The organism is Blautia hansenii DSM 20583, from assembly GCF_002222595.2.
Taxonomy (GTDB): Bacteria; Bacillota; Clostridia; order Lachnospirales; family Lachnospiraceae; genus Blautia; species Blautia hansenii.
On sequence record NZ_CP022413.2, the window covers coordinates 17,501 to 41,264 of the forward strand.

General features: G+C 38.9%; 20 protein-coding genes, 7 tRNA genes and 1 rRNA gene (1 of these 28 only partly in view). 24 read left to right on the plus strand and 4 right to left on the minus strand.

The window, feature by feature from the left end:
• The 9 genes from CGC63_RS00070 to CGC63_RS00110 all read left to right on the plus strand — a co-directional run.
• Positions 1-1,953, plus strand: a 23S ribosomal RNA gene (locus CGC63_RS00070) (it extends 931 nt beyond the left edge of the window).
• A gap of 90 nt (positions 1,954-2,043) precedes the next feature.
• A tRNA-Asp gene (locus CGC63_RS00075) sits at positions 2,044-2,117 on the plus strand.
• Positions 2,118-2,150: 33 nt separating this feature from the next.
• A tRNA-Val gene (locus CGC63_RS00080) sits at positions 2,151-2,223 on the plus strand.
• A 21-nt stretch (positions 2,224-2,244) separates the two neighbouring features.
• Positions 2,245-2,326, plus strand: a tRNA-Tyr gene (locus CGC63_RS00085).
• A gap of 6 nt (positions 2,327-2,332) precedes the next feature.
• Positions 2,333-2,405, plus strand: a tRNA-Thr gene (locus tag CGC63_RS00090).
• A 43-nt stretch (positions 2,406-2,448) separates the two neighbouring features.
• Positions 2,449-2,522: transfer RNA gene (locus CGC63_RS00095), tRNA-Met, on the plus strand.
• A 5-nt stretch (positions 2,523-2,527) separates the two neighbouring features.
• Positions 2,528-2,600, plus strand: a tRNA-Phe gene (locus tag CGC63_RS00100).
• 8 nt (positions 2,601-2,608) lie between these two features.
• Positions 2,609-2,681, plus strand: a tRNA-Lys gene (locus tag CGC63_RS00105).
• A 170-nt stretch (positions 2,682-2,851) separates the two neighbouring features.
• Positions 2,852-3,895 (plus strand): CAP domain-containing protein, encoded by a 1,044-nt coding sequence (locus CGC63_RS00110; RefSeq protein ID WP_040351180.1) that lies wholly within the window; start codon positions 2,852-2,854, stop codon positions 3,893-3,895.
• Positions 3,896-4,451: 556 nt separating this feature from the next.
• On the opposite strand, the gene CGC63_RS00115 is transcribed toward CGC63_RS00110, so the two are convergent.
• The gene (locus CGC63_RS00115) at positions 4,452-5,225 is read right to left on the minus strand and encodes a DUF6062 family protein (RefSeq protein WP_003021784.1); all 774 of its coding nucleotides are present in this window, start codon (positions 5,223-5,225) and stop codon (positions 4,452-4,454) included.
• Positions 5,226-5,378: 153 nt separating this feature from the next.
• Here CGC63_RS00115 and CGC63_RS00120 point away from each other — a divergent pair, with 153 nt between their 5' ends.
• From CGC63_RS00120 to CGC63_RS00155, 8 genes are all read left to right on the plus strand, one after another.
• On the plus strand, positions 5,379-6,746 hold the full coding sequence (locus tag CGC63_RS00120; RefSeq protein ID WP_003021780.1) for an MATE family efflux transporter: 1,368 nt from the start codon (positions 5,379-5,381) through the stop codon (positions 6,744-6,746).
• Positions 6,743-7,054 carry a hypothetical protein gene (locus tag CGC63_RS00125; protein WP_003021778.1) on the plus strand — a complete coding sequence of 104 codons (312 nt, stop codon included), beginning with the start codon at positions 6,743-6,745 and terminating at the stop codon, positions 7,052-7,054. Before CGC63_RS00120 ends, CGC63_RS00125 begins: the two co-directional genes overlap by 4 nt.
• Positions 7,055-7,067: 13 nt before the next feature.
• A complete protein-coding gene (gene crcB, locus CGC63_RS00130) occupies positions 7,068-7,430 on the plus strand; it encodes a fluoride efflux transporter CrcB (RefSeq protein WP_009247662.1) in 363 nt (120 codons plus the stop codon).
• Between the two features lie 27 nt (positions 7,431-7,457).
• Entirely contained in the window at positions 7,458-8,747 is a 1,290-nt protein-coding gene (locus CGC63_RS00135; RefSeq protein ID WP_003021771.1) for an O-acetylhomoserine aminocarboxypropyltransferase/cysteine synthase family protein, read from the plus strand.
• A 2-nt stretch (positions 8,748-8,749) separates the two neighbouring features.
• Entirely contained in the window at positions 8,750-9,316 is a 567-nt protein-coding gene (gene mnmM / locus CGC63_RS00140; RefSeq protein WP_003021768.1) for a tRNA 5-(aminomethyl)-2-thiouridylate-methyltransferase MnmM, read from the plus strand.
• A gap of 54 nt (positions 9,317-9,370) precedes the next feature.
• Positions 9,371-10,237, plus strand: a complete 867-nt coding sequence (locus CGC63_RS00145) for a SpoIID/LytB domain-containing protein (RefSeq protein WP_003021765.1) — start codon at positions 9,371-9,373, stop codon at positions 10,235-10,237.
• A gap of 88 nt (positions 10,238-10,325) precedes the next feature.
• On the plus strand, positions 10,326-11,108 hold the full coding sequence (locus CGC63_RS00150) for a M23 family metallopeptidase (protein WP_040351226.1): 783 nt from the start codon (positions 10,326-10,328) through the stop codon (positions 11,106-11,108).
• 186 nt (positions 11,109-11,294) lie between these two features.
• Complete coding sequence (locus tag CGC63_RS00155; protein ID WP_003021758.1) at positions 11,295-11,540, plus strand: GIY-YIG nuclease family protein; 246 nt, start codon at positions 11,295-11,297, stop codon at positions 11,538-11,540.
• Between the two features lie 69 nt (positions 11,541-11,609).
• On the opposite strand, the gene CGC63_RS00160 is transcribed toward CGC63_RS00155, so the two are convergent.
• From CGC63_RS00160 to nagA, 3 genes are read right to left on the minus strand one after another with little or no spacing between them, the layout of a single operon-like run.
• Positions 11,610-13,316 carry a vWA domain-containing protein gene (locus CGC63_RS00160; RefSeq protein WP_242970499.1) on the minus strand — a complete coding sequence of 569 codons (1,707 nt, stop codon included), beginning with the start codon at positions 13,314-13,316 and terminating at the stop codon, positions 11,610-11,612.
• Between the two features lie 11 nt (positions 13,317-13,327).
• A complete protein-coding gene (locus CGC63_RS00165) occupies positions 13,328-14,215 on the minus strand; it encodes an AAA family ATPase (RefSeq protein ID WP_003021751.1) in 888 nt (295 codons plus the stop codon).
• A gap of 22 nt (positions 14,216-14,237) precedes the next feature.
• Entirely contained in the window at positions 14,238-15,341 is a 1,104-nt protein-coding gene (nagA, locus tag CGC63_RS00170; RefSeq protein ID WP_003021748.1) for an N-acetylglucosamine-6-phosphate deacetylase, read from the minus strand.
• 187 nt (positions 15,342-15,528) lie between these two features.
• Here nagA and CGC63_RS00175 point away from each other — a divergent pair, with 187 nt between their 5' ends.
• From CGC63_RS00175 to CGC63_RS00205, 7 genes are all read left to right on the plus strand, one after another.
• Positions 15,529-16,395 (plus strand): AraC family transcriptional regulator, encoded by an 867-nt coding sequence (locus CGC63_RS00175; RefSeq protein WP_242970500.1) that lies wholly within the window; start codon positions 15,529-15,531, stop codon positions 16,393-16,395.
• A gap of 325 nt (positions 16,396-16,720) precedes the next feature.
• Positions 16,721-18,070 (plus strand): ABC transporter substrate-binding protein, encoded by a 1,350-nt coding sequence (locus tag CGC63_RS00180; RefSeq protein ID WP_003021742.1) that lies wholly within the window; start codon positions 16,721-16,723, stop codon positions 18,068-18,070.
• 65 nt (positions 18,071-18,135) lie between these two features.
• On the plus strand, positions 18,136-19,023 hold the full coding sequence (locus tag CGC63_RS00185) for a carbohydrate ABC transporter permease (protein ID WP_003021740.1): 888 nt from the start codon (positions 18,136-18,138) through the stop codon (positions 19,021-19,023).
• Positions 19,023-19,856: a carbohydrate ABC transporter permease gene (locus CGC63_RS00190; RefSeq protein WP_003021735.1), complete on the plus strand. Its 834-nt coding sequence runs from the start codon at positions 19,023-19,025 to the stop codon at positions 19,854-19,856. The genes CGC63_RS00185 and CGC63_RS00190 overlap by 1 nt, the downstream gene beginning before the upstream one ends.
• A gap of 29 nt (positions 19,857-19,885) precedes the next feature.
• The gene (locus CGC63_RS00195; protein ID WP_003021731.1) at positions 19,886-20,995 is read left to right on the plus strand and encodes a Gfo/Idh/MocA family protein; all 1,110 of its coding nucleotides are present in this window, start codon (positions 19,886-19,888) and stop codon (positions 20,993-20,995) included.
• An 85-nt stretch (positions 20,996-21,080) separates the two neighbouring features.
• Entirely contained in the window at positions 21,081-23,258 is a 2,178-nt protein-coding gene (locus CGC63_RS00200; RefSeq protein WP_154965426.1) for a sialidase family protein, read from the plus strand.
• A gap of 29 nt (positions 23,259-23,287) precedes the next feature.
• Complete coding sequence (locus CGC63_RS00205) at positions 23,288-23,743, plus strand: NanQ anomerase/TabA/YiaL family protein (RefSeq protein WP_040351178.1); 456 nt, start codon at positions 23,288-23,290, stop codon at positions 23,741-23,743.
• Positions 23,744-23,764 lie beyond the last annotated feature (21 nt).

Below are 23,764 nucleotides of genomic sequence, written 5' to 3' on the forward strand. Positions count from 1 at the left end.
AAGAATATCAAACTCCGAATGCCGCAGAATTGCTTACCGGGAGTCAGACTATACGAGATAAGTTGGATAGTCGAAAGGGAAAGAGCCCAGACCTCCAGCTAAGGTCCCAAAGTGCGTGTTAAGTGGAAAAGGATGTGGGATTTCAAAGACAACCAGGATGTTGGCTCAGAAGCAGCCATACATTCAAAGAGTGCGTAATAGCTCACTGGTCGAGAGGTCCTGCGCCGAAAATGTCCGGGGCTAAAACACGACACCGAAGCTGAGGAATTCTAAGGAATTGGTAGAGGAGCATTGCATAAGGGAAGAAGCAGTACCGAAAGGAGCTGTGGACTTTATGGAAGAGAGAATGCCGGAATGAGTAGCGAGAGTAAGGTGAGAATCCTTACGGCCGAATATCTAAGGTTTCCAGGGTAAAGCTGATCTGCCCTGGGTAAGTCGGGACCTAAGGCGAGGTCGAAAGACGTAGTCGATGGACAACAGGTTGAAATTCCTGTACTGCGATATAACAGAACTGTGGGGACACGTGTGGAAAGCACATCCCGGGAATGGAATCCCGGGGCAAGCGAGGTAGGAGTCTGGTAGGCAAATCCGCCAGGCAATCTGAAGACGTGATGCGGACCGAAAAGAAGTAGGGAAGTGTGTGAGCCATGCGTCGAGAAAAGCCGCTATTGTTTATATCGTACCCGTACCGTAAACCGACACAGGTGGATGAGGAGAGAATCCTAAGGCCGACGGAAGAAGCATTGTTAAGGAACTCGGCAAAATGACCCCGTAACTTCGGGAGAAGGGGTGCCACAGAGATGTGGCCGCAGAGAATAGGCTCAAGCAACTGTTTAGCAAAAACACAGGTCTATGCAAAACCGAAAGGTGAGGTATATGGGCTGACGCCTGCCCGGTGCTGGAAGGTTAAGAGGAGAGGTTAGCGCAAGCGAAGCTTTGAATTTAAGCCCCAGTAAACGGCGGCCGTAACTATAACGGTCCTAAGGTAGCGAAATTCCTTGTCGGGTAAGTTCCGACCCGCACGAAAGGCGTAATGATTTGAGCGCTGTCTCAACAATGCATCCGGTGAAATTGAAATACCAGTGAAGATGCTGGTTACCTGCGCCAGGACGGAAAGACCCCATGGAGCTTTACTCCAGTTTGGTACTGGGACTCGGTATTGCATGTACAGGATAGGTGGGAGACGAAGAGGCATGGACGCCAGTCTATGCGGAGTCGCTGTTGGGATACCACCCTTGTGATATTGGGTTTCTAACCAGCCGCCGTAATCCGGCGGTGGGACAATGCCAGGCGGGGAGTTTGACTGGGGCGGTCGCCTCCGAAAGGGTATCGGAGGCGCCCAAAGGTTCCCTCAGAATGGTCGGAAACCATTCGCAGAGTGCAAAGGCAGAAGGGAGCTTGACTGCGACACCGACGGGTGGAGCAGGTACGAAAGTAGGGCTTAGTGATCCGGTGGTATTAAGTGGGAATGCCATCGCTCAACGGATAAAAGCTACCCTGGGGATAACAGGCTTATCACTCCCAAGAGTTCACATCGACGGAGTGGTTTGGCACCTCGATGTCGGCTCATCGCATCCTGGGGCTGTAGTAGGTCCCAAGGGTTGGGCTGTTCGCCCATTAAAGCGGTACGCGAGCTGGGTTCAGAACGTCGTGAGACAGTTCGGTCCCTATCCGGCGTGGGCGTAGGATATTTGAGAGGAGCTGCCCTTAGTACGAGAGGACCGGGGTGGACGGACCGCTGGTGTACCGGTTGTTCTGCCAAGAGCATGGCCGGGTAGCCAAGTCCGGAAGGGATAAACGCTGAAGGCATCTAAGCGTGAAGCCCCCCTCAAGATGAGATATCCCATTCGAAAGAAGTAAGACCCCTTGAAGACGACGAGGTAGATAGGACAGAGGTGGAAGTGCAGTAATGTATGGAGCTGACTGTTACTAATCGGTCGAGGGCTTGACCTAATAGCTTAGGAAGTTAAGCGGACTAAGCTGAACGGCAGTTGGAAGGTTTCGTTTTATATATGTAGTTTTGAAGGTATATATCTTCAGTATGGCCCAGTGGCTCAGTTGGTTAGAGCGCCGCCCTGTCACGGCGGAGGTCGAGAGTTCGAGTCTCTTCTGGGTCGTTTACTTTCATTTGAAAGTAAATGAAAATTTATGGGATCTTAGCTCAGCTGGGAGAGCATCTGCCTTACAAGCAGAGGGTCACAGGTTCGAGCCCTGTAGGTCCCATTTATTTTAAAAAGTTAATATGGGCGATTTCCCGAGTGGCCAAAGGGGACAGACTGTAAATCTGCTGGCAACGCCTTCGGTGGTTCGAATCCACCATCGCCCATTATATGCCGATGTGGCTCAATTGGCAGAGCAGCTGATTTGTAATCAGCAGGTTATCGGTTCGAGTCCGATCATCGGCTTAGCAATAAGATTTATTATAGATTTTATTGTAAAATAGTATATCGCGGGGTGGAGCAGTCTGGAAGCTCGTCGGGCTCATAACCCGAAGGTCATAGGTTCAAATCCTGTCCCCGCTACTCATGCCCAGATAGCTCAGTTGGTAGAGCAGAGGACTGAAAATCCTCGTGTCGCTGGTTCGATTCCGGCTCTGGGCATTTAATATGGAGCATTAGCTCAGTCGGTAGAGCACTTGACTTTTAATCAAGTTGTCCGGGGTTCGAATCCCCGATGCTTCACTGTTTTAAAACAGTCTAAGTCCTTAAGATAAGGATTTAGGCTGTTTTTTGTTTTATAGAAAAATTTGCTCTATGAAATAAAAATACTCGATATCTCATTTTTATCTCACTCTTGTATATCCATAGGATGTTTAGTAAAATTAGTTTAAATGAAAGAGGAGGTAAGCAGTATGAGAAACAAAAGAGTAAAATTATTTGCGGCAGCATTGCTTTTTATGGGAAGTATAGTTGTAGGCAATAAAGAAGTACAAGCAGCTCAGTGGGAGTATAATAGCTCGGGCTGGTGGTATCAGGAGGATGATGGAAGTTATCCGGTTAATACATGGAAATCAATTAGTGGAAAGTGGTATTATTTTGATGGAAATGGATATATGCTGACAGGATGGCAGAAAATTAATGGAGTGTGGTATTATCTTTATAGTGACGGAGCAATGGCATCAAATAGATGGGTAGGTGATTACTATTTAACCGAAAATGGAGCAATGGCAACGAATACTTGGATTGATGGGTATTATGTAGGCTCTGATGGTCAGTGGAAAAGAAATCAATGGATAAATACAGAGTATGGCTGGTGGTATCGTCATGGAGACGGAAGCTATACAACAAATAATTGGGAGTTTATAGACGGATACTGGTACTATTTTGATGGAAACGGTTATATGAAAACAGGTTGGCAGGAGATATGGGGAAAATGGTATTATCTTTATAGTGATGGAGCAATGGCATCAAATAGATGGATAGGTGATTACTATTTAACCGAAAGCGGAGCAATGGCAACGAATACTTGGATTGATGGGTATTATGTAGGACCTGATGGAAAATGGGTGAAAGATATTTCCATAGTTTATGAAATGGAAGTTGCCAACATTGTAAATAAAGAGCGTGCTGCAAATGGATTAGAACCTTTAGAATATGATTATGAACTTGCTGAGGCAGCCGGTGTGCGTGCAAAGGAGCTAGAGCAAAATTTGTCACATACTCGTCCGGATGGAACATCATGTTTTACTGTTTTGCAGGAATTTGGTATTGAATATTGGATGTGCGGAGAAAATATTGCAGCGGGACAAAGGACACCTGAGCAGGTTATGAATGGGTGGATGAACAGTCCAGGGCACCGTCAGAACATTATGGGTCCATATACACATATAGGTGTAGGGTATTATGTAGATAAGAACGGAAGAATGAATTGGGTCCAGCTTTTTATCGGAAAGTAGTTAAGGCAGACAATAAAAAAGAACCAGAACCAATGAGGGGGGAAGGTTGGTTCTGGTTTCTTTTTTAATATTTTTAAATATTAAAAAGAAGGAGAGCCGGTTTTTATTCCGGCAATATGAAAAAGAAAAAGATTTTTGAAAAAGTCTTATCGGCTTTTACAAGTTATACTATAAAGGGTAAATGTGATGAATTTGTGATGAAATGATAAAAGAAATGTGAAGAAAAGAAAAAAACGGAGAATATCATATTTGTTTGTAACAGTGAGATTTTTACAGAAGGATTTTACAGTGCAGACTAATTTTTACATAAAAAAAGCAAGAGCAGAAATCTGAGGGGGATAGATTTCTGCTCTTGTTCATTTCATAAAAAAGAAGGAGTTACTGGCAATAGGCTTGCCAGTAATATGAAAAGAAAAAGATTTTGAAAAAAGTCTTATTGGCTTTTACAAGTTATACTATACTATGTAAATAAGGCTAATTTATGACAAAATACTAAAAGAAAAATGAAAAAGAGAAGTTTTCATTTATTCTTTTTTTATAAATGCTTTTGAATTTCTTATCTTTCGGATTGATAGAAAGGATCGGCAGGATAGCTGCCGGCGGATTTCTGCATTCCCCGCTGTATTGCGTCTTTAGAGGTTTTCCAGTCAGCATCCTTGTTTTTATAATCGAATTTGTCACAGAACCATGCTAAATCATCGGTAACTCGCTGTAAGTTTTCTGTCATTAAAGAGAATAATTGTGGGTAAAATTCAGCTTTTTCTTTGTCAGACAATAATTCTTCAGCTGTTTCTACTAAATCACCGAAGTGAGGAAGGCAGAAGCCATTGCTGTTTTTGAAAATCTCCTGAAATTCTTTATTTTTACGATAGAGTTCAAAAAAGGTATCTAAATATCTGGCATAAGTATTCTTGGAATAATCACAGATATAACAGGAGTTATTCTGTTCCTTTACCCAAGTGCCCAAAGAGGTTTGAGGGTTATCGGGATTTAATTTTGCCTTTTTAAAATGTCCCAGCATAGATGCCTTTTTTGGAGAAAACATTTTTATTTGTTGCTGCAATTCTTCATTTTTCTTTTTAAAATGTGTGGTGAGAATAAGTCCGGTACCAAGACGGTTGCCATAGTGAAACATCTTTTTATAGTGGTCTCGGCAAAATCCCATTTTATCGGTTTCTGCCCGTATGTCGTCTTCCATGTAGGAAGCGCCTTGTCCCAAGACAAAGTCCAAAGCGTGTTGTTCCAGATTTCTTTCAATAAAACAGAATGGACATTCATCATTTGCATGAAATGCGTCCATTAGTGGAATGGTGTATATTTTCTCTTTCATAATGCGTCCTCTATTCTTTAATTTTATATATTAAAGGGTATCATAGTTGGGGGTAGTTGAAAAGAGACTTTTGCAGATAAAAATTAGTGTTTGCAGGTTCTTTCAGAGTTTGGTAAGATAGTAAAGTAATGACAGAATTTGAGGAAAAAGGACATGAGAAAAAAGATTGATTTATTAGAAGGATCAATTGCGGGAACCCTTGCCCGTCTGGCTTTTCCTATCATGGGAACTTCCTTTATTCAGATGGGATACAATCTGGTGGATATGATATGGATTGGAAGATTGGGAAGCAATGCGGTAGCAGCAGTTGGAGCAGCCGGTATGTTTATGTGGCTGGCAAATGGATTTACAATGATACCAAGAATAGGTGGGCAGGTAAGTGTAGGACAGCGTTTGGGTGCGGGAAATCCGGAAGAAGGAGCCGAGTTTGCCAGAGGAGCTCTTCGTATGGGAGCATTTCTGGGTGTTTTGTATGGAATTATCAGTTTGCTTTTGAATAAGCAGTTGATTGGATTTTTTAATTTGAACAGTCCGGATGTTATATGGGATGCGAGAGTTTATTTGATGATTACCTGCGGATTGATTGTATTTTCCTTTTTAGATCAGGTTATCGGAGGTATTTTGGCTGCGATGGGAAATACGGTCACTACCTTTCGGGTTACTACGGTAGGGCTGGTGATTAACCTGATTTTGGACCCACTTTTGATTTTCGGCATTGGTCCGTTAAAAGGAATGGGAGTTGCAGGAGCGGCTTTTGCAACAGTATTCGCACAGATAATTGTATTTGTTCTTTATTTAAGAGCAGTATGGAGAGAGCCAATTATTTTTGGGAGAATTCATTTGTGTGTAAGAACACCGAAGCAACATATCAGAGAAATTGTAAAAATAGGTCTTCCTTCTGCTATGCAGGATGCGCTGATGTCTATGATTTCTATGGTAATTGCTCGCTTTATTGCAGGCTGGGGAGATGCGGCAGTTGCGGTTCAGAAGGTAGGAAGCCAGATAGAGTCTATTTCATGGATGATGGCAGGAGGCTTTTCCACAGCAGTAAATGCTTTTATTGCACAGAACTATGGTGCAGGGAAAAAGAAGCGTATTAAGAAGGGATATCGAAAAGCCATTGAAATTATGGCGGTGTGGGGTGTAATTACTACATTGCTTTTGTGGGTATTTCCGGAATTTTTCTTTAAAATATTTATTAAAGAACCGGATGTTATTCCAATGGGAGTGGATTATTTAAGAATTATAGGAATTTCGGAAATTTTTATGTGTCTAGAAGGCGCTGCCACAGGGGCGTTTCAGGGAATTGGAAAGACTGTGCCTCCGTCTGTTACGGGAATTTTGTTTAATGCCTTTAGAATTCCGGCAGCTATGATTTTATCTGCTACGGGCTTGGGATTAAACGGCGTCTGGTGGGCATTGAGCTTATCCTGTGTGTTTAAAGGAACAATTTTACCGCTATGGTTTAAAGTTGTATTAAAAAAATATGAGAAACAGGGAATGGAGGAGGAAGTAAGATGACGCAGCAACAGATTGTATTGATTGTTCTGGCAGCAGTCATTATTTTGGCGGGAATTTTTCTTGCTGTGAAAGGTAAACCGTCTATGATAAGAGAACGCTTTGCCAGTGGGGTTTCACCTGAAAATGAGAGAAAGTTTATGATGACCATAGGCGGAGCAGTTTCTGTCATGGGTTTGGATTTATTGATTTTGCAGCTTTTGTCTTTACGCATGAAATTAAGTTCTGAGCAGACGCTTTTAGTGCTTGGAGCGGGATTGGTAGTGTTTGTGGCAATTATCCTTATTGGACAAAAGTATTACAGAAGATAGGGAGATAGAAGCTATGTTAAACTGTTTTTGTGTCGGCATGGGAGGATTTCTGGGAGCAGCAGCCAGATATTTACTGAGCCTCATTCCTGTACAGGATAAATCAGGATTTCCGTGGAACACTTTTTTTATCAACGCAGCGGGAGCTTTTCTCATCGGCTGTATTTCTGCATTCGCAGCAAAAAAGGGAATAGGAAGCAGCTCTTTGATTTTATTTTTAAAGACGGGAGTATGCGGAGGATTTACCACTTTTTCTACTTTTGCGCTGGAAAGCTATGTGTTAATGGAAAATGGGAAAGGCGTTCTTTCGGTAATTTATATGATTGCCAGTGTGTTGGTATGCTTGGGTGCAGTGATGCTGGCACAAAAAATAATTTAAAATTCTATATAAAAGGAGAGGATAGAGATGAGCAGAGAATATCATATTGAGACAAAATGTATTCAGTCCGGTTGGAAACCAAAGAAGGGTGAACCGAGAATGATGCCGATTTATCAGAGCACAACTTTTAAGTATGACACAACAGAAGAAATGGGCAGATTGTTCGATTTAAAGGACAATGGATATTTTTATACAAGATGTCAAAATCCTACCAATGATTTAGTTGCAGCGAAAATTGCAGATTTGGAAGGCGGAGTTGCAGCAGTGCTCACTTCCTCAGGTCAGTCAGCAATTTTTTATTCTATTTTTAATATTTGTGAAGCAGGAGACCATGTAATCTGTGCTTCTGCTATTTACGGCGGTACTTTAAACGTTTTGGGCGTAACAGCGAAAAAGATGGGAATTGAATGTACTTTTGTAGATGTGGATGCGCCGGCAGAGGAATTGGAAAAAGCGTTTAAACCAAATACAAAGGCTGTCATTGCAGAAACTATTGCAAATCCATCTTTAGTAGTATTAGACATTGAAAAAATGGCAAATCTGGCTCACAGCCATGGTGTTCCTCTTGTAGTGGATAATACTTTTGCTACACCGGTAAATTGCCAGCCGTTTAAATGGGGCGCTGATATTGTAGTGCATTCCACAACAAAGTATATGGATGGTCATGCAGCGCAGGTAGGCGGTGCGATTGTAGACAGCGGAAATTTTGACTGGGAAGCTCACGCTGATAAATTCCCGGGACTGACAACTCCTGACGAGTCTTATCATGGAGTAGTTTATACAAAACAGTTTGGAAAAGCTGCTTATATTACAAAAATTAATGCACAGCTTATGCGTGATTTAGGCTCTGTTCCTTCTCCTATGAACTCTTTTATCTTAAATTTAGGGCTGGAGTCATTAGTTTTAAGAGTGGAAAGACATTGCTATAATGCACAGAAGGTTGCGGAGTATTTAGACGCACATCCGTTGGTTGGAAAGGTGAATTATCCGGGACTTCCACAGGATAAATATCATGATTTAGCGCAGAAATATATGCCAAAGGGAACTTGCGGGGTTATTTCTTTTGAATTGAAGAAGGGAAGAGAAGCTGCTGTGAAATTTATGGACAGCCTGAAGCTGGCTTCTATTGTTACGCATGTGGCAGATGCTAAGACAAGTGTATTGCATCCGGCAAGCCATACTCACAGACAGTTGAATGATGAACAGCTGGTTGCAGCAGGAGTTTCACCGGGAATGATCCGTTTTTCAGTAGGAATTGAGCATATTGACGATATTATCGCAGACCTTTCACAGGCATTGGAGGCTAGCGAAAAATAAGTATGAAATCTTATCAGATTACAGAGTGGAGTCATGAGCTGTTTCAGTTACAGGTAAATCCGAATGGGTTGTATATTGATGCAACCATGGGAAATGGATATGACACGTTGTTTTTATGTGAATTGGCGGGAGAAAGTGGAAAAGTTCTGGCTTTCGATGTGCAGGAAAAGGCAATTATGTGTACAACAAAGCTTTTAAAAGAGCACAATGTGGAAAACAGGGCAAAGCTTTATCTGGACAGTCATGAAAACATGGATGAATATGCAGAAGCAGGAAGCGTAGACGGCATTTATTTTAATTTCGGCTATTTGCCGGGAGGCGACCACAATCTGGCAACAAAGGCAGATACTAGCGTAAAAGCTATTGAAAAAGGTCTTGAACTGCTGAAAAAAGGCGGTGTGATGGCACTTTGCATTTACAGCGGAGGAGATACGGGATTTGAAGAAAAAAATCGAATTTTAGAGTATTTAAAGAAGCTGAACAGCCGAAAGTATGTTGTGATTGTCAACAGCTATTATAACAGGGAAAATAATCCTCCAATTCCTGCGTTTATTGTGAAAAAGGGATAGAATAGCCAAAGACGACATATAATACAAGTAAGAAAATGCAGGTTTTGTATTTTTATGAAAAAAGAAAAAGACGCAGGTATGTTACTTGCAGTGTTGTTTTTGGTATTGCCGTATCTTTTGACTATGATTATTTCGGGCAGAAAGGCGTGTCCGTTAAGCCGGCAGACGGATTTGGAAGAATATATTCCGATTTTAACAGCGGCTCATATTGACTGGGGATATGAGAAAGAAGCAATTCAAGCGCAGACAGTGATTGAGAGAACGAATTTATCTTTAAAAATGAAATCAGAAGAAGCCATGAAGGATATTCGGGAAGCGGCTGATTATTTAAAGAAAAAAAGTATGAGCGGGGAAGAACTGAAACAATTTCGGAGGTTTCAGGAGGCAGCTGTTCATACCGAGGGAGAAGTTCTTGTATTTCAAAAGGAGAAAAGAGAGCTTCCTTATCATCCTCTCAGTCAGGGTAAAACCAGAAGCGGAGAAGAAATTCTGGGTGAAAAGTTTGCTTACATACCCTCAGTGGAAACACCGAAAGATATAGACAGTCCTCTGTATGTAGAGGGCTGTTATTTTTCTTTAAAGGAGTTGGAAGAGAAGATTAAAAAAAGTTATCCTGCTTTTTCCATAACAGCAGAGGCAGAAATCGAAATAACAAAAACAGACAGTGCAGGGTATGTTATGGAAATTCAGATTGGAAATCAGGCGTTTCAGGGAGAACGGATAAAAGAGGTGCTTGATTTGCCTTCCTCTTGCTTTAGCGTGCAAAGCAGTCAAGGGGAAGTGCGTTTTTTATGTAAAGGTATCGGACATGGAATGGGAATGAGCCAGTATACGGCTCACAATCTGGCATTAGAAGGAAAAAATTATGAGCAGATATTGGGATATTTTTTTCCTGATATGGAAATAGAGAAAGAAAAATGAAAAGATGTATAACTTCTGCTTTTCTGGTAATCCTATATTTGAAAACAAGAAAGGGGCGGATGAGCCCACTAAGGCAGAGGTGAAAAATATGAGTAAAAAAGGAAAAATTCGTGTAGCACTGGGAAGCTTACTGGCACTTACTCTGGTAGTTACCTGTGTGGCTGTTTACCAGTCCGGGAGTAAGAGCAGAGCAAATGAGAAAGAATTTGTTAAGGAGAACGAGGAAGATATTGTTGACCAGGCAATAAAAACAGAGGAACGAGAAGAGACAGAGGAAGAAACACAGGATGTAAATACCACAGATGTAGAGGGTACAAGAGAAGTGGAAGACAGTACACCGGAGAGCACAGAGGAGACTGCTCCTGAAACAGTGACACCGGAAACAACACCGGAGCAGACACCTACACCGGAGGCAGAAAATACATCTGCACAGGCAGCAGCAGCGCCGGAAATTAACTTTACAGAGAGTTCCTTAATGGAATGGCCGGTAAACGGACAGGTTGTTTTGGATTATAATATGGATAATACAATTTATTTTCCGACTTTAAATGTGTATAAGCTCAATCCTGCAATCGCTATTTCTTCAGAAGTAGGCGCTCCCGTGGCAGCAGTTGCCAACGGAAAAATTGTGTCTGTGGTAAATAATGAAGAAACAGGGCAGACGGTTACGGTGGATATGGGAAATGGCTATCAGGCAGTTTACGGACAGTTAAAAGACGTACCATTTCAGGCAGAGGAATATGTTTCCGCCGGAAGTATATTGGGATATATCAGTGAACCTACAAAATATTACACAAAGGAAGGGGCAAATCTGTACTTTGCTTTATCAAAGGATGGAGTTTCTTTAGATCCGATGCAGTATCTTCCGTAAAAGAATATCATTCACAAATTCTGACTGGGAGAGTATAATAAACTATGCGGAAAGAAAATCCGCAGCCGATTTTATATTACAGTCAGTATCTTGTTTGAGTAAAATACTTTTTAATCGGCGGCTTGATATATAGAACGTCATGTCTTTGGGCAAGGCGTTCCTTACATAGATTTACGGGAGAAGAAGATGAATTATACGTATATGGTAAAGTGCAGCGACGGCAGTTTTTATACCGGATGGACAAACAATCTGGAAAAAAGGATTGCCAGTCACAATGCGGGGAAGGGCGCAAAATATACAAAAAGCAGATGTCCAGTAGAGCTGGTTTATTTTGAAGAATTTGAGACCAAGACGGAAGCTATGCGCAGGGAATATGAGATTAAACAGTTGAAAAGGGAAAAGAAGATAGATCTGATTAAGAAATTTTTGTGATATTATAACTTTGAACCGCCACATTGACAGGACTAAGTGTCCGGTATCCATGTGGCGGAAGTTTTTTGTCTAGTCTGTGATTTGTTTTTTCAGATAATGTCCTACGATATTAGCAAAGTTGGAAATATCGTGAATATAGGCAAAATCCTTTCCAAAGATTTTCTTTTCTGACTGAAGGTCTTCTTCTTCGCCTGCAAATACACCTAAAACAGAAATTTTACGATTTCTCAGCCTGCGAATTTCTGTGGCAGTGTCTTTTACTGCAAAATCCAGATAATAGGGCTGCTTTTCTGTTTTTTGACGAGAATTTGCGGCGATGATATCGTTGGGATTTCCATCACTTAATACAATCAGAATTTTATTTTCCTGTGGCTGTTTATCAAGGCTGTCCGCAACAGCTCGAATAGCAAGTCCGTCTCGATTGTTGGCAGAACCATAAAATTCAAAAATATTCTCATCAGCGTCAGAATTGTCCAGGTAATCTCGATATTCATTTAAGATAGTGTAGGAACCAAAGGTGCAAAAGCCTGTTACCCGATGGGGAATTTGGGCAAGGCTTAAAGCCCTGCTGATGATAAATCCCTGAAGTGCTACAAGGCTTTGACGTCTTTGCTGTGAGCCGCTGGCATCAATTAGGACTTCTACGGCAAAATCAGAATTATCTTGTAAAAGCTCCCGTTTGAATAGCATGGAATTATCTGTTCGACCTAAATTCCAGAGCTTTTCCGGACAGATTGTGCCGTATTCACTGGTACATAATTCCCGTTCTGTTCTGGTGAGTAAAGCTCTTTTTAACAGATTAGAAAGAGATAAAATGTTTTGGCGTGTGAGAAGAAAATTCTTTTTATAAACGTGAAGATTTTCTTCTTTTATTCTCTTTACATAATCTGTTTTGGCATTACTTACTGCCTGATTGTGTAGGACACCTTTTGTAATATGGAGCTTGCAGTCTTCATGTATGCCTGTACACATTTGTTTTTGCAAACGCGATTTTTCATTGGGCGGAAGAATACTTTTTCCATAATTCAGTTCAATATACTTTTCCAAATGCTCTGAGGATTGTTTATCAAGAGCCAGAAGCCTGACATTGGATTTATCCTGTTTTCCATTATCTTGAGCATCTACATGGCCGCTGAAAATATTGACAGTATCTTCATCAGAAATTAAGTTATCCTGCTCCTCTGTTTCATCAGATTCTTCAGCAGCAGATTTCAAGCCGGAAGTGTCTCTGCTGATACCTTTAAAATATTCTGCGAAGCCTTTTTCATAAGAAGTATGATAGACTTCATCAATACATTTGCATACATCTTTTACAGAGCTTGCATGAGAAAGTGCAGCGATTTTTAAAAGCAAAGGATGCAGCTTGGGATTTATGGTTTTTTGGTAAAGCTGAAATTCTAAATAGCAATATTCCAGATAATCCCAATCCGTATGAGAAAAGCGAAAAGCATCCTTTTTTAGAGTTTCCCGGAAAGCTTTTCTTCGTATATTTTCAATTCCTTTTCTCTCTGCACAGATTTTTAAGGAAACTGCACTGTCGATACAGAGTTTGGAAATCAGGGTAAGAACAGAAGGTTCTGCTCCATATTGTATTTTCTTTTTTATATAAGTTTCAAAAAAATCGGCATCAAAATATTTTTGGAAAGCGCCTTGCAAAACCATATTGTAGAAAGCAATTTCAGGAGATTTTTGCAAGTCTGCGGGATTGATTTTTACATCGCAGTTATAGTCCTCACTGACTGTCCACAGAAGATTTTGCAGTCTGTTTTCCATCATGTTTTCTTTCATTAGAACACATCACCGCTTTTCCATGTATCAGGGATACGAGTCACAACAATATCGCTAATCAGTTCACGTTCAAAATTGTCAAAGCTCTTATTAATAATACCCATTTCCACAGCTTCCATTGGACTTAGACCACCATGAACCAGGCGAAGGGCACCGATAAGCCCACGCATATCTACTGCCTTTGTGGAAATTTCTCCATTTTTTGCTTTTAACTGTAAGTCTAAAAACAGACCACAGAATTGTTCCAGGGCATCTGGCTTGATGTGAGGAAAGATATTTCTTAAAATCTGTTCTAAACGTTCCATAGAAAGTGGAGGCATATTGATTACCATAAAACGGGAAACAAGAGCTTCATTTAACTCTTTTGTTCCAGCGTAGCCATAATTCATAGTACCAATGAAACGTGTGGCAGGATGAAGGGCAATTTTTTCATAACCAGGTACGTCCATAATTCTGCGGTAATCCAAAACTGCGTGCAACACAGCTACCGCATCATTTTTTGCCATATTGATTTCATCCAGAATACCAAAACCGCCGGAAACAGCACATTGATAAATAGGTCCCTGTCTTAAAGTAACCTCATTATTTTTAAAAGTATCTGTTCCGATGAGGCTGCTGCTGTCTGTGTTTACATGAAAAGAAATGTTATAGGTGGGACGGCCGAAAATCCATGCCAGATTTTCAGCCAGTATATTTTTCCCTGTTGCTTTATCTCCACATAGCAGCAGATTTTCGCCCTCTAATAAAGCAGTAACTGCCTGTGTGAGAATTTTTGTTCCATAAAAAGGCATAGAAGGTTCTACAAGTCTTGCCTTTAGTGAGTCGGGCAGTGGATATTGGCTTTTAAAAGTGTCAATACGTGACTGCAAAGCTTCAGTGAAATCCATAAAACGCCCCTTTCTGCAGATATTAGATTACCTGCTGAATTTCATAATTATCATTTACGAGTACAATGTCTGCATATTTACCAGCAGTAAGAGAACCTACTTTGTCATATACGCCAATGCTCTTAGCCGGATTTCTGGTAGCTGCAAAGATAGCAGTTGCTTCAGGAATTCCAAACTCCATAGCTTTTTTCATGCAGTCAAAAAGGTTTGTAGCAGAGCCTGCAATTGTGCCGTCAGAAAGAGCTGCAAAGCAGTCGGTCATAGTAACTTCCTGTCCCCCAAGTTCGTATTTACCATTTGGCATACCGGTTGCCATCATGGAGTCACTGATAAGGACAACACGTTCATCACCGAACATCTTAAATGTAGTACGGATTGTAGCAGGGTGAATGTGGAAACCATCGCAAATAAGTTCTACCATACAGTCTGGGGTATCACAAGCTGCACCTACAACACCTGGATCTCTGTGAGCAAATGGAGGCATGGCATTGTATAAATGAGTTACGTGTTTCGCACCCATGTCCATAGCTTTTTTTGCACATTCGTAATTTGCAGTAGTATGACCGATAGAAATAACAACTTCATCTTTCACTTCCTGAATAAAGTCAAAGGCTTTGTCTACATTTGGTGCCAATGTAACCAGTCTAATCTGATTTCCGGAGGCTTCATTGCATTTTCTAAAGAAAGATGCATCAGGAACGGAGATATGTTCTCCTGCCTGTGCGCCCTTCTTTTTAATATCAATCAATGGTCCTTCCATATTTACACCGATAATATGAGCAAGCTCTTTGGATGGCTCTACTTTCGTAGCAGTAGCAAAAATATCCATAAGCTGGTCTTTTGCAAGTGTCATGGAAGTAGGACAGTAGGAAGTAATACCGTGTTCTTTTTCGTACTGTAAAATAACTTTTAAGCCTTCTGGATCTGCATCACAGAAATCATGACCTTTTGCACCATGGCTGTGCACATCTACAAGACCTGGAATAACCTTTAAACCGGAGGCATCAATGACTGTTTTATCTGTTACTTCTGCTTCTGAAGCTACAATTCTGTCATTTTCTACATATAAATCTTTTTGCAGGAAGGTACCGTCTTCCTGAAATACAAAACCATTTTTTATAATCATAGTGAATTCTCCCTTTTCGTTTATTTATATTTTTATTATAAGGAGATGAGAGAGGGAAATCAACTGTTTAAAATGAATATTTAAACTGTTCTAATGGCTACTTTTAAACAGAGAAATAATTCACAAATTTAAACAATAAGGGTATAATTGGTGTTATCAAATGACTAAAAGAATACGGAGGGATAATGTGAAAAAAAATGAAGTAAAGACAGAAAAAACATATATCGAAGGAGTACGGATTAATTTTTTATATGTGGATAAGTATTCTTTTGGCGGAGAGTGGTATATGCCAGAAAGCAAAATTCCATATAGTATGTTGCGGTACATTACAGCCGGAAAGGCAATCTTTATTATAGATGGAAAAGAGATTACTGTAGAAAAAAATCAAGTAGTGTATATTCCAAGAGGATGTGAGTTATCCTGCCATGCACTGGGGAGTACTTTTTCTTTTATGAGTATTCGTTTTAATACGTCTGTGTACTATGATGGCGGAGATTTTTTGAAAGATTATTATGAAATGCCGGATGTTTTAGAAGATAGGGGAGAAAAGGAATATTTTGAAAAAATTTATGATGCCATACATTTAGAAGGGGCAGAGCGCATGTTCTTAGTCAGAGGATATTTGGAATTACTGATTGGAAAGATTATTGAAAGAGTAGGAAAGGACAATGCACATTTGAAAAGAGAGGTATGGAGGAAAGAAAACTCTTTAAATTCAGGAACAGAGCGTATGGATGAAAGAATTCGTTCTGTGGTGGATTTTATGGTGCTACATCCCACAGAAACATATACTACAGCTAGACTTTGTGAAATGGCTGGATTAGGAGAAACAAGATTTCGCAAGCTCTTTAAAGAGCAAACGGGAAAAAGCCCGGGAGAATATTTACGAGATATGCGAATGACTGTTGCAGGGAGAAGGTTACTTTTGTCAGCAGAAAGTGTTAGCGATATAGCATATAGTGTTGGGTATGAAGATGTTAATTTCTTTATCCGCGTATTTAAAAAATATTTTGGTGTAACTCCTAATCAATATAGAAAAGTATCCAAGGAATAGTGCGGAATAATCCTATAAAGTGAGGGAAAATATATAAAAATGTATGGTTTTATTTGGCCGAACCTTTAGTAATTATACAAAATAACCAAAAAACTCTTTTCTGAAACAATAGAAAAGAGATTTTTTTGTTAAAAAATAAAGAATACACAGATGTGGAATAAAAAGTGTTGTTTTGTGCTACTAATAAATGGATATTCTGTGGTATTGTCTAAAAAAAAGAAGTAAAATTTCATTATCAAAAGCGAAATCCACAAAAAAAGAACGGGATATGTGGAAAGCGTTATAAAAAGGAACGTAAAATTATAGATGAAAGGAGTTAGATTTTATGAAAAAGAAACTAGCGTTATTATTAGCAGGAATTTTGGCATTGGGATCTTTTGCAGGTTGCGGAGGTGACTCTGGAAGTAAGGATAAAGGAAAAGAGCAGAGTTCTGTGAATGCAGACGGAGAGCTGGAAGGTGATATTACATTTTGGCATTCCTTTACACAGGGAGGAAGATTAGATACCATCCAGGCAGCAGCAGATAAGTTTATGGAAGAAAATCCAAAGGTAAATATCAAAATAGAAACCTTTTCTTGGAATGACTTTTATACAAAGTGGACAACAGGACTTGCTTCAGGAAACGTGCCAGATATGAGTACAGCTTTGGTTGGTCATGTAACAGAAATGATTAACTCAGATGCATTAGTTCCTTTAAATGATTTAATTGATGATATTGGAAGAGATAAATTTTCAGAAAATGCATTAAACGAAGGTACTGTGGATGGTAATAATTATTCTATTCCATTATATTCCCATGCAATGGTTATGTGGGTGAGAAAGGATTTGCTGGAACAAAATGGATTAGAAGTACCTAAAACATGGGATGAATTATATGAAACAGCTAAACAGCTTACAAAAGATGGAATTTATGGATTGTCATTCCCATGTGGTTCTAACGATTTTCAGGCGACAAACTTCTTAAATTTCTATGTTAGAAGCGGTGGTGGAAGCCTTTTGAATGATGACTTAACAGCAAACTTGACTAGTGATTTGGCAATTGAGGGAATTAACTACTGGTTGAAGGTTTATGAAGATTGTTCACCAAAGGACTCTGTAAATTATGACGTTTTAGATCAGGCAACTTTATATTACCAAGGAAAAACAGCATTTGACTTTAACTCTGGTTTCCAGATCGGTGGTGTTCAGCAGAACTCTCCTGATTTATTACAGTATGTAGATTGTTATCCAATTCCTACTATAGACGGAAGTGAACAAAAGGGAATTACAACTTCTAATCAGCCGATTGTAGTATGGAAAAATTCAAAACACCCTGATATCTGTAAAGAATTTATTAAAACTCTGTATGAGGAAGAAAATTACTTAGATTTCTTGGCATCCCAGCCGGTAGGTATGCTTCCATCTATTTCTGGTATTGAAGATTTAGATGCATACAAAAATAATGAAACTATTCAGCAATTCCAACATGCAGAAGAAGTTATTAGTTCTCAGATACCAGGGGGAACAGCAATTGGATTTGAACATGGTCCAAATCTTCAGGCTGGATTAATTGTAAATCAGCATGTTATAGAAGAAATGTTCCAAGATATCATTACTAATGGTACTGATGTTGAGACGGCAGCGAAAGCAGCAGAAGAGGAATTAAATACATTATTTAAGGCTGCTGCACAATAAAAATAAAGTGAGGCTGTTGCCATAATATAATTTATAGCAACAGCCTCTAAAAGGAGATAACACACATGAAGCATATGAAAAATAGAGACTTAACAAGATGGTTATTTGTATTACCAGCGATTATTGTTGTATGTGCCTTATTTCTTTATCCTATTTGTTCAAGTATTTTTTATAGTTTTACAAACAAGAACTTAATAAGACCAACTTACAGCTTTGTAGGATTCGACAATTACATAACAATTCTTACAGACAAAGCATTTTGGAGTTCATTTTTTAACTCATTAAAATGGACGGTTTTTTCTTTAGTGGGTCAACTTTTAGTAGGATTTACTGCAGCGTTGGCATTGAATAGGGTAAAGCATTTAAAAGGTGTGTATAAAACTTTATTGATTATACCGTGGGCATTTCCATCTATTGTTATCGCATTTTCATGGAAATGGATATTAAATGGTGTATATGGTATTTTGCCAAATCTTTTAGTACAACTAGGAATTTGCGATGAAATACCTCAGTTTTTAACAGAAAAAACGTTAGCGTTTGTGGTATTAGTTTTGATAAATATATGGTTTGGAGCACCAATGATTATGGTTAATGTACTGTCAGCATTGCAAACAGTTCCACAAGATCAATACGAGGCAGCCGAAATTGATGGTGCGAAAAAATGGCAGTCATTTCTTTATATTACAGTTCCTCATATTAAAATTGTTATGGGACTTCTTGTAGTTCTTCGTACAGTATGGATATTTAATAACTTTGATATTATTTATCTGATTACAGGAGGAGGTCCAGCAGGTTCTACGGAAACTGTACCGGTATATGCATACAATATGGGTTGGGGAACAAAGTTACTGGGACAGTCATCAGCAGTAACAGTTCTGTTGTTTATATTTATGATGGTAATTTGTATTGGATACTTTGCAGTTATCGGACGTTGGGAAAAGGAGGATAAGTAATGAAACGTAGACAGGGAAGAGTTGGAAATGCAGTATGTCATGTTTATTTACTTATTCTGACGAGTATTGCAGTATTTCCTCTTTTATGGATTTTGATTTCATCAGTTAAGGGTAAAGGTGAGTTGACAGGAAATCCTACAGGTTTTCTTCCAAAAACAGTGACTCTAGATTACTTTGAACATGTTATCAATGATTTGGGATTTATAACTAATATTAAAAATAGTATTATTATTTCTCTGATTACAACAGTTATTGCAATTACAATTGCATCTATGGCAGCGTATGGAATTGTAAGATTTTTTCCTAAATTCGGGGCAGTTATGTCTAGATTTTTAGTGACAACATATATATTTCCTCCGATTTTGCTCGCAATTCCGTATTCAATTGTTATGGCAAAATTGGGATTGACGAACACAAGAGTAGGTTTAATTATCGTTTATTTATCATTTAGTATTCCGTATGCGGTATGGTTATTAGTAGGGTTCTTTAAGAGCGTTCCTATTGGAATTGAGGAAGCAGCTCGTATAGATGGGGCAAATAAGATTATGGTATTCGGAAAAGTTGTCCTTCCCTTGGTTGCACCAGGTATTGTTGCAACAGCTATTTATACATTTATTAATGCATGGAATGAATTTTTGTATTCTTTGATTTTGATTAACGACACAGAAAAAATGACAGTTGCCGTGGCTCTTCGTTCTTTAGATGGAGCAGAAATCCTTGATTGGGGAGACATGATGGCAGCGTCAGCATTAGTAGTAATACCTTCTATTATTTTCTTCTGCTTAATTCAAAATAAAATTGCAGGTGGATTATCAGAAGGTGCAGTGAAATAAAAAACATAACGTGAAAGGAGATTTTTATTATGGTAGTAAAATATGGAGTAGTAGGTGTAGGTTATTTTGGAGCGGAGCTGGCAAGAATTTTAAAGAGATTGGACGATGCAGAAGTAACAGTTGTATATGATCCGGATAATGGTCAGAAAATTGCTAATGAGCTTGGCTGTGATGCAGCAGCTTCGTTAGATGAACTGGTAGCGAGAGAAGATGTAGATACTGTTGTAGTTGCTACACCAAATTATTTACATAAAGAGCCAGTTATTAAGGCTGCACAGCACGGGAAAAATGTATTCTGTGAGAAACCAATTGCTCTTAGTTATGAAGATTGTGATGAAATGGTTAGAGCTTGTGACGAAAATAGAGTAACTTTTATGGCAGGACATATTATGAACTTTTTCCATGGAGTACAGAGAGCAAAAGAGTTGATTAATGAAGGTGTAATCGGAAAAGTTTTATATTGTCATTCAGCAAGAAATGGCTGGGAAGATGTACAGCCATCTGTATCATGGAAAAAAATTAGAGAAAAATCAGGTGGACATTTATATCACCACATTCATGAATTGGACTGTGTACAGTTTATTATGGGTGGTATGCCGGAGGCTGTTACTATGACAGGCGGTAATGTGGCTCATGTAGGTGAAAATTTTGGTGACGAAGATGATATGCTGTTTATTAATGCAGAGTTTTCTGATAATCGTTTCGCAGTAATGGAATGGGGGTCTGCTTTCCACTGGCCAGAACATTATTTGTTAATTCAAGGAACAAAGGGCGCAATTAAACTGGATATGTTTGATGCTGGATGTACTTTAAAGGTTGATGGAAAGGAAGAACATTTCTTACTTCATGAGACGAAAGAGGAAGATGATAATAGAACAAGCATTTATCATGGAACAGAGATGGATGGTGCAATTCAATATGGAAATCCAGACAAAATACCTCCATTATGGTTACAAGGAGTCATGAACAAAGAGATGAGATATCTTAATGAATTGATGCACGGAATGGAACCTTCTGATGAATTTAGACCACTGTTGACAGGAGAAGCAGCGAGAGCAGCTATTGCGACAGCTGATGCTTGTACAAAGTCAAGATTCGAAAACAGGAAAGTAGCATTAAGCGAAATTATAGGAAAATAAAAATATAAGGCAGGAGGAGAGGACATTTCATAGTAAAAGTTGAAGTTCTCTCCTTTTAAATTTCAAAATAATGGAAGGTTTTGTAATGAAAAAACGGAATAAAAAAATTATGGCGGTTTTTATGGCATTAACGCTTACTTCAACAATTGTACCAGCATATTCTTACAATGTATGGGCAGGAGAGAAAGAAAATAATGCAAATATTTCTGTAATTCCACAGGGACTTATATTGGAAAAGGAGAATATTGATATTGAAGAGGGAAATACCTATGACTTAACGAATGAGACAGGTGGTGATATGATACAGTCATTAGAAGAAGGAACAATTATAGTTTCATTTACATCTACAGGGACGCAAGCTTATCAAAGTCTTATTAGTGCAGGAAATTCTACAAAGGGAAATCGAAACCGATATTTTCATCTATATATTACAGATACAGGTGCTTTAGGAATGGAATTACGAAACACGGATGAGGTGTTTAAATATACATTAAGTCGACCGGCTGCATTGAGAGGTTCCTATAAAGGTGAAATAGCAGAAAATACAGTAGCTTTTAAAGCTGATAAAGAGAAGAAGGAGTACAAAATTTTTGCTAATGGAGAATTACTTGCTACATTAAAACAGGAAGACTTTAAGTTTATTAAAGATATAAGTGGAGTAAATAACGTTCAGCTTGGAGGAACAATAAGAGATGGAGCAGTAGGCTATCCATTTGAGGGAACTATAAAGAATGTAAAAGTATATAGTAATCCATTGAGTGACGAAGAGCTACTAGAAAGTACAGGAAAGACTACTTATGGAAAAAATATTTTTTATGCAGGAGATGAGACCAGCTCTAATTATTTTAGAATTCCTACATTGCTAACTTTAAGTAGCGGAACAGTAGTTGCTACTGCAGATGCCAGATATGGAGGAACACATGATGCAAAAAGTAATATTGATATAGCTTTTGCAAAAAGTAAAGACAGTGGAGAGACGTGGAGCACTCCAACACTTCCTTTAGTATTTGATGATTATGCAGCTCAGGCGATAGACTGGCCAAGAGATTCTGTAGGAAAAAATGTACAAATTAATGGAAGTGCCTCTTTTATTGATTCAGTAACAGTAGAAGATAGTACTACTGGCAGATTATTCTTGTTTGCAGATGCTATGCCTGCTGGAATAGGATTTTCTAATACAGCTGCCGGTTCTGGATTTAAAACAGTGGATGGAGAGAAATATGTAAAACTTCATTGGCACAAAGATCCAGCTAATACATACAATTATACCATTCGAGAAGATGGTATAATCTATGACGATAGGACAGGAATGCCTACAGAGTACTCGGTAGATGGTGATTATGATTTGCTGAAAAATGGCGAATATTTAACTCAGAAACAGTATGATGTTCATTTTGAAGGAACAAAACTGATTGAAGAAAAAAATGATGTAGACGTTAATATGAATATCTTCTATAAAGATTCTTATTTTAAAGTTTTGCCAACAAATTTTATTGTAATGAAATATAGTGATAATGAAGGTGAAACATGGTCAGATATGCAAATTCTTGGAAGGTTTAAAGAGGATAATCAGAGAGTCCCATTATATGGACCAGGAGTAGGAACGCAGATTAAAAATGGTGAGCATGCAGGAAGAATTATATTAACAATGTATAATAGTATATCAGCAGAATTTGGATTCCTGTATAGTGATGATCATGCAGCTAATTGGAACTATGTTACAACAGATTTGGGCGGAAGTGGAACTTTTGCAGAAGCACAAATTGTAGAATTACCGGATGGTACACTTCAAACTTATATGCGTACAAGTGTAGGGAAAATAGGTGTTATAACAAGCATTGATGGGGGTACAACATGGACAGAGCAGGAATTTGTTCCTGGCATGACAGCAGCATCTTATGGTACACAGCTTTCCGTAATTAGCACAAGTCAGCTTGTAGATGGAAAACCAGCAATTTTATTATCAGAGCCAGCTGCCACAAATGGTAGACGTGGAGGAAAGATATGGGTTGGTCTTGTAAATGATACAGGGGCAGAAGGATATGATAAATATGACATAGAATGGAAATATTGCTATTCAATTGATAATGATAAATATGGATTTGCATATTCTTGTATGTCAGAATTGCCGGACGGAAATATTGGAATTTATTATGAAAAATATGATTCATGGTCAAGAGACGAGCTTCATTTAAAAAATATTATGAAGTTTGAGAAATATAGTCTGGATGAATTAACAGGCAATAGTTGGCTAATTAAGTGAAATATGTAAGTGTGACAGGAGAGACAAAAATGATATACGACGAAATAAAAAACATATCACGTTATCGTGGAATTTCTTCTAATCTGGACACCGCCATTGATTTTCTGGAAAAAACAGATTTAAAGAGTCTTCCACTGGGAAAAACAGAAATTCTGGATGATAAAGTATTTGCCAATGTTATGGAGGTACAGGCAAAAGATGAGGAAGAATTAAGTTTTGAAATTCATAAAAAATATATGGATATTCAGATTGACGTTGAAGGTACAGAACTAATTCTTATCGGTCTTGGTGAATTTACGGAAAAAGAACCGTTTTCAGAAGAAAGAGATTTCGGAAGCTGTACAGCAGAAAAAAGTGCGCGGATGATTATGGGACCGGGAAGATTTATTGTATGTATGGCACAAGAACCTCATCTTCCCAGTGCAGCGGCAGGTGATGATCGCAGATTAAAAAAATGTGTGATTAAAGTAGCAGTGGAAGATTGAGTCAAAATTGAGTACTGAAAA

Coding starts and splice junctions, on each gene's coding strand:
- CGC63_RS00110 (WP_040351180.1), top strand. CDS start 2,852: ATGAGAAACAAAAGAGTAAAATTATTTGCGGCAGCATTGCTTTTTATG.
- CGC63_RS00115 (WP_003021784.1), bottom strand. CDS start 5,225: ATGAAAGAGAAAATATACACCATTCCACTAATGGACGCATTTCATGCA.
- CGC63_RS00120 (WP_003021780.1), top strand. CDS start 5,379: ATGAGAAAAAAGATTGATTTATTAGAAGGATCAATTGCGGGAACCCTT.
- CGC63_RS00125 (WP_003021778.1), top strand. CDS start 6,743: ATGACGCAGCAACAGATTGTATTGATTGTTCTGGCAGCAGTCATTATT.
- crcB (WP_009247662.1), top strand. CDS start 7,068: ATGTTAAACTGTTTTTGTGTCGGCATGGGAGGATTTCTGGGAGCAGCA.
- CGC63_RS00135 (WP_003021771.1), top strand. CDS start 7,458: ATGAGCAGAGAATATCATATTGAGACAAAATGTATTCAGTCCGGTTGG.
- mnmM (WP_003021768.1), top strand. CDS start 8,750: ATGAAATCTTATCAGATTACAGAGTGGAGTCATGAGCTGTTTCAGTTA.
- CGC63_RS00145 (WP_003021765.1), top strand. CDS start 9,371: ATGAAAAAAGAAAAAGACGCAGGTATGTTACTTGCAGTGTTGTTTTTG.
- CGC63_RS00150 (WP_040351226.1), top strand. CDS start 10,326: ATGAGTAAAAAAGGAAAAATTCGTGTAGCACTGGGAAGCTTACTGGCA.
- CGC63_RS00155 (WP_003021758.1), top strand. CDS start 11,295: ATGAATTATACGTATATGGTAAAGTGCAGCGACGGCAGTTTTTATACC.
- CGC63_RS00160 (WP_242970499.1), bottom strand. CDS start 13,316: ATGATGGAAAACAGACTGCAAAATCTTCTGTGGACAGTCAGTGAGGAC.
- CGC63_RS00165 (WP_003021751.1), bottom strand. CDS start 14,215: ATGGATTTCACTGAAGCTTTGCAGTCACGTATTGACACTTTTAAAAGC.
- nagA (WP_003021748.1), bottom strand. CDS start 15,341: ATGATTATAAAAAATGGTTTTGTATTTCAGGAAGACGGTACCTTCCTG.
- CGC63_RS00180 (WP_003021742.1), top strand. CDS start 16,721: ATGAAAAAGAAACTAGCGTTATTATTAGCAGGAATTTTGGCATTGGGA.
- CGC63_RS00185 (WP_003021740.1), top strand. CDS start 18,136: ATGAAGCATATGAAAAATAGAGACTTAACAAGATGGTTATTTGTATTA.
- CGC63_RS00190 (WP_003021735.1), top strand. CDS start 19,023: ATGAAACGTAGACAGGGAAGAGTTGGAAATGCAGTATGTCATGTTTAT.
- CGC63_RS00195 (WP_003021731.1), top strand. CDS start 19,886: ATGGTAGTAAAATATGGAGTAGTAGGTGTAGGTTATTTTGGAGCGGAG.
- CGC63_RS00200 (WP_154965426.1), top strand. CDS start 21,081: ATGAAAAAACGGAATAAAAAAATTATGGCGGTTTTTATGGCATTAACG.
- CGC63_RS00205 (WP_040351178.1), top strand. CDS start 23,288: ATGATATACGACGAAATAAAAAACATATCACGTTATCGTGGAATTTCT.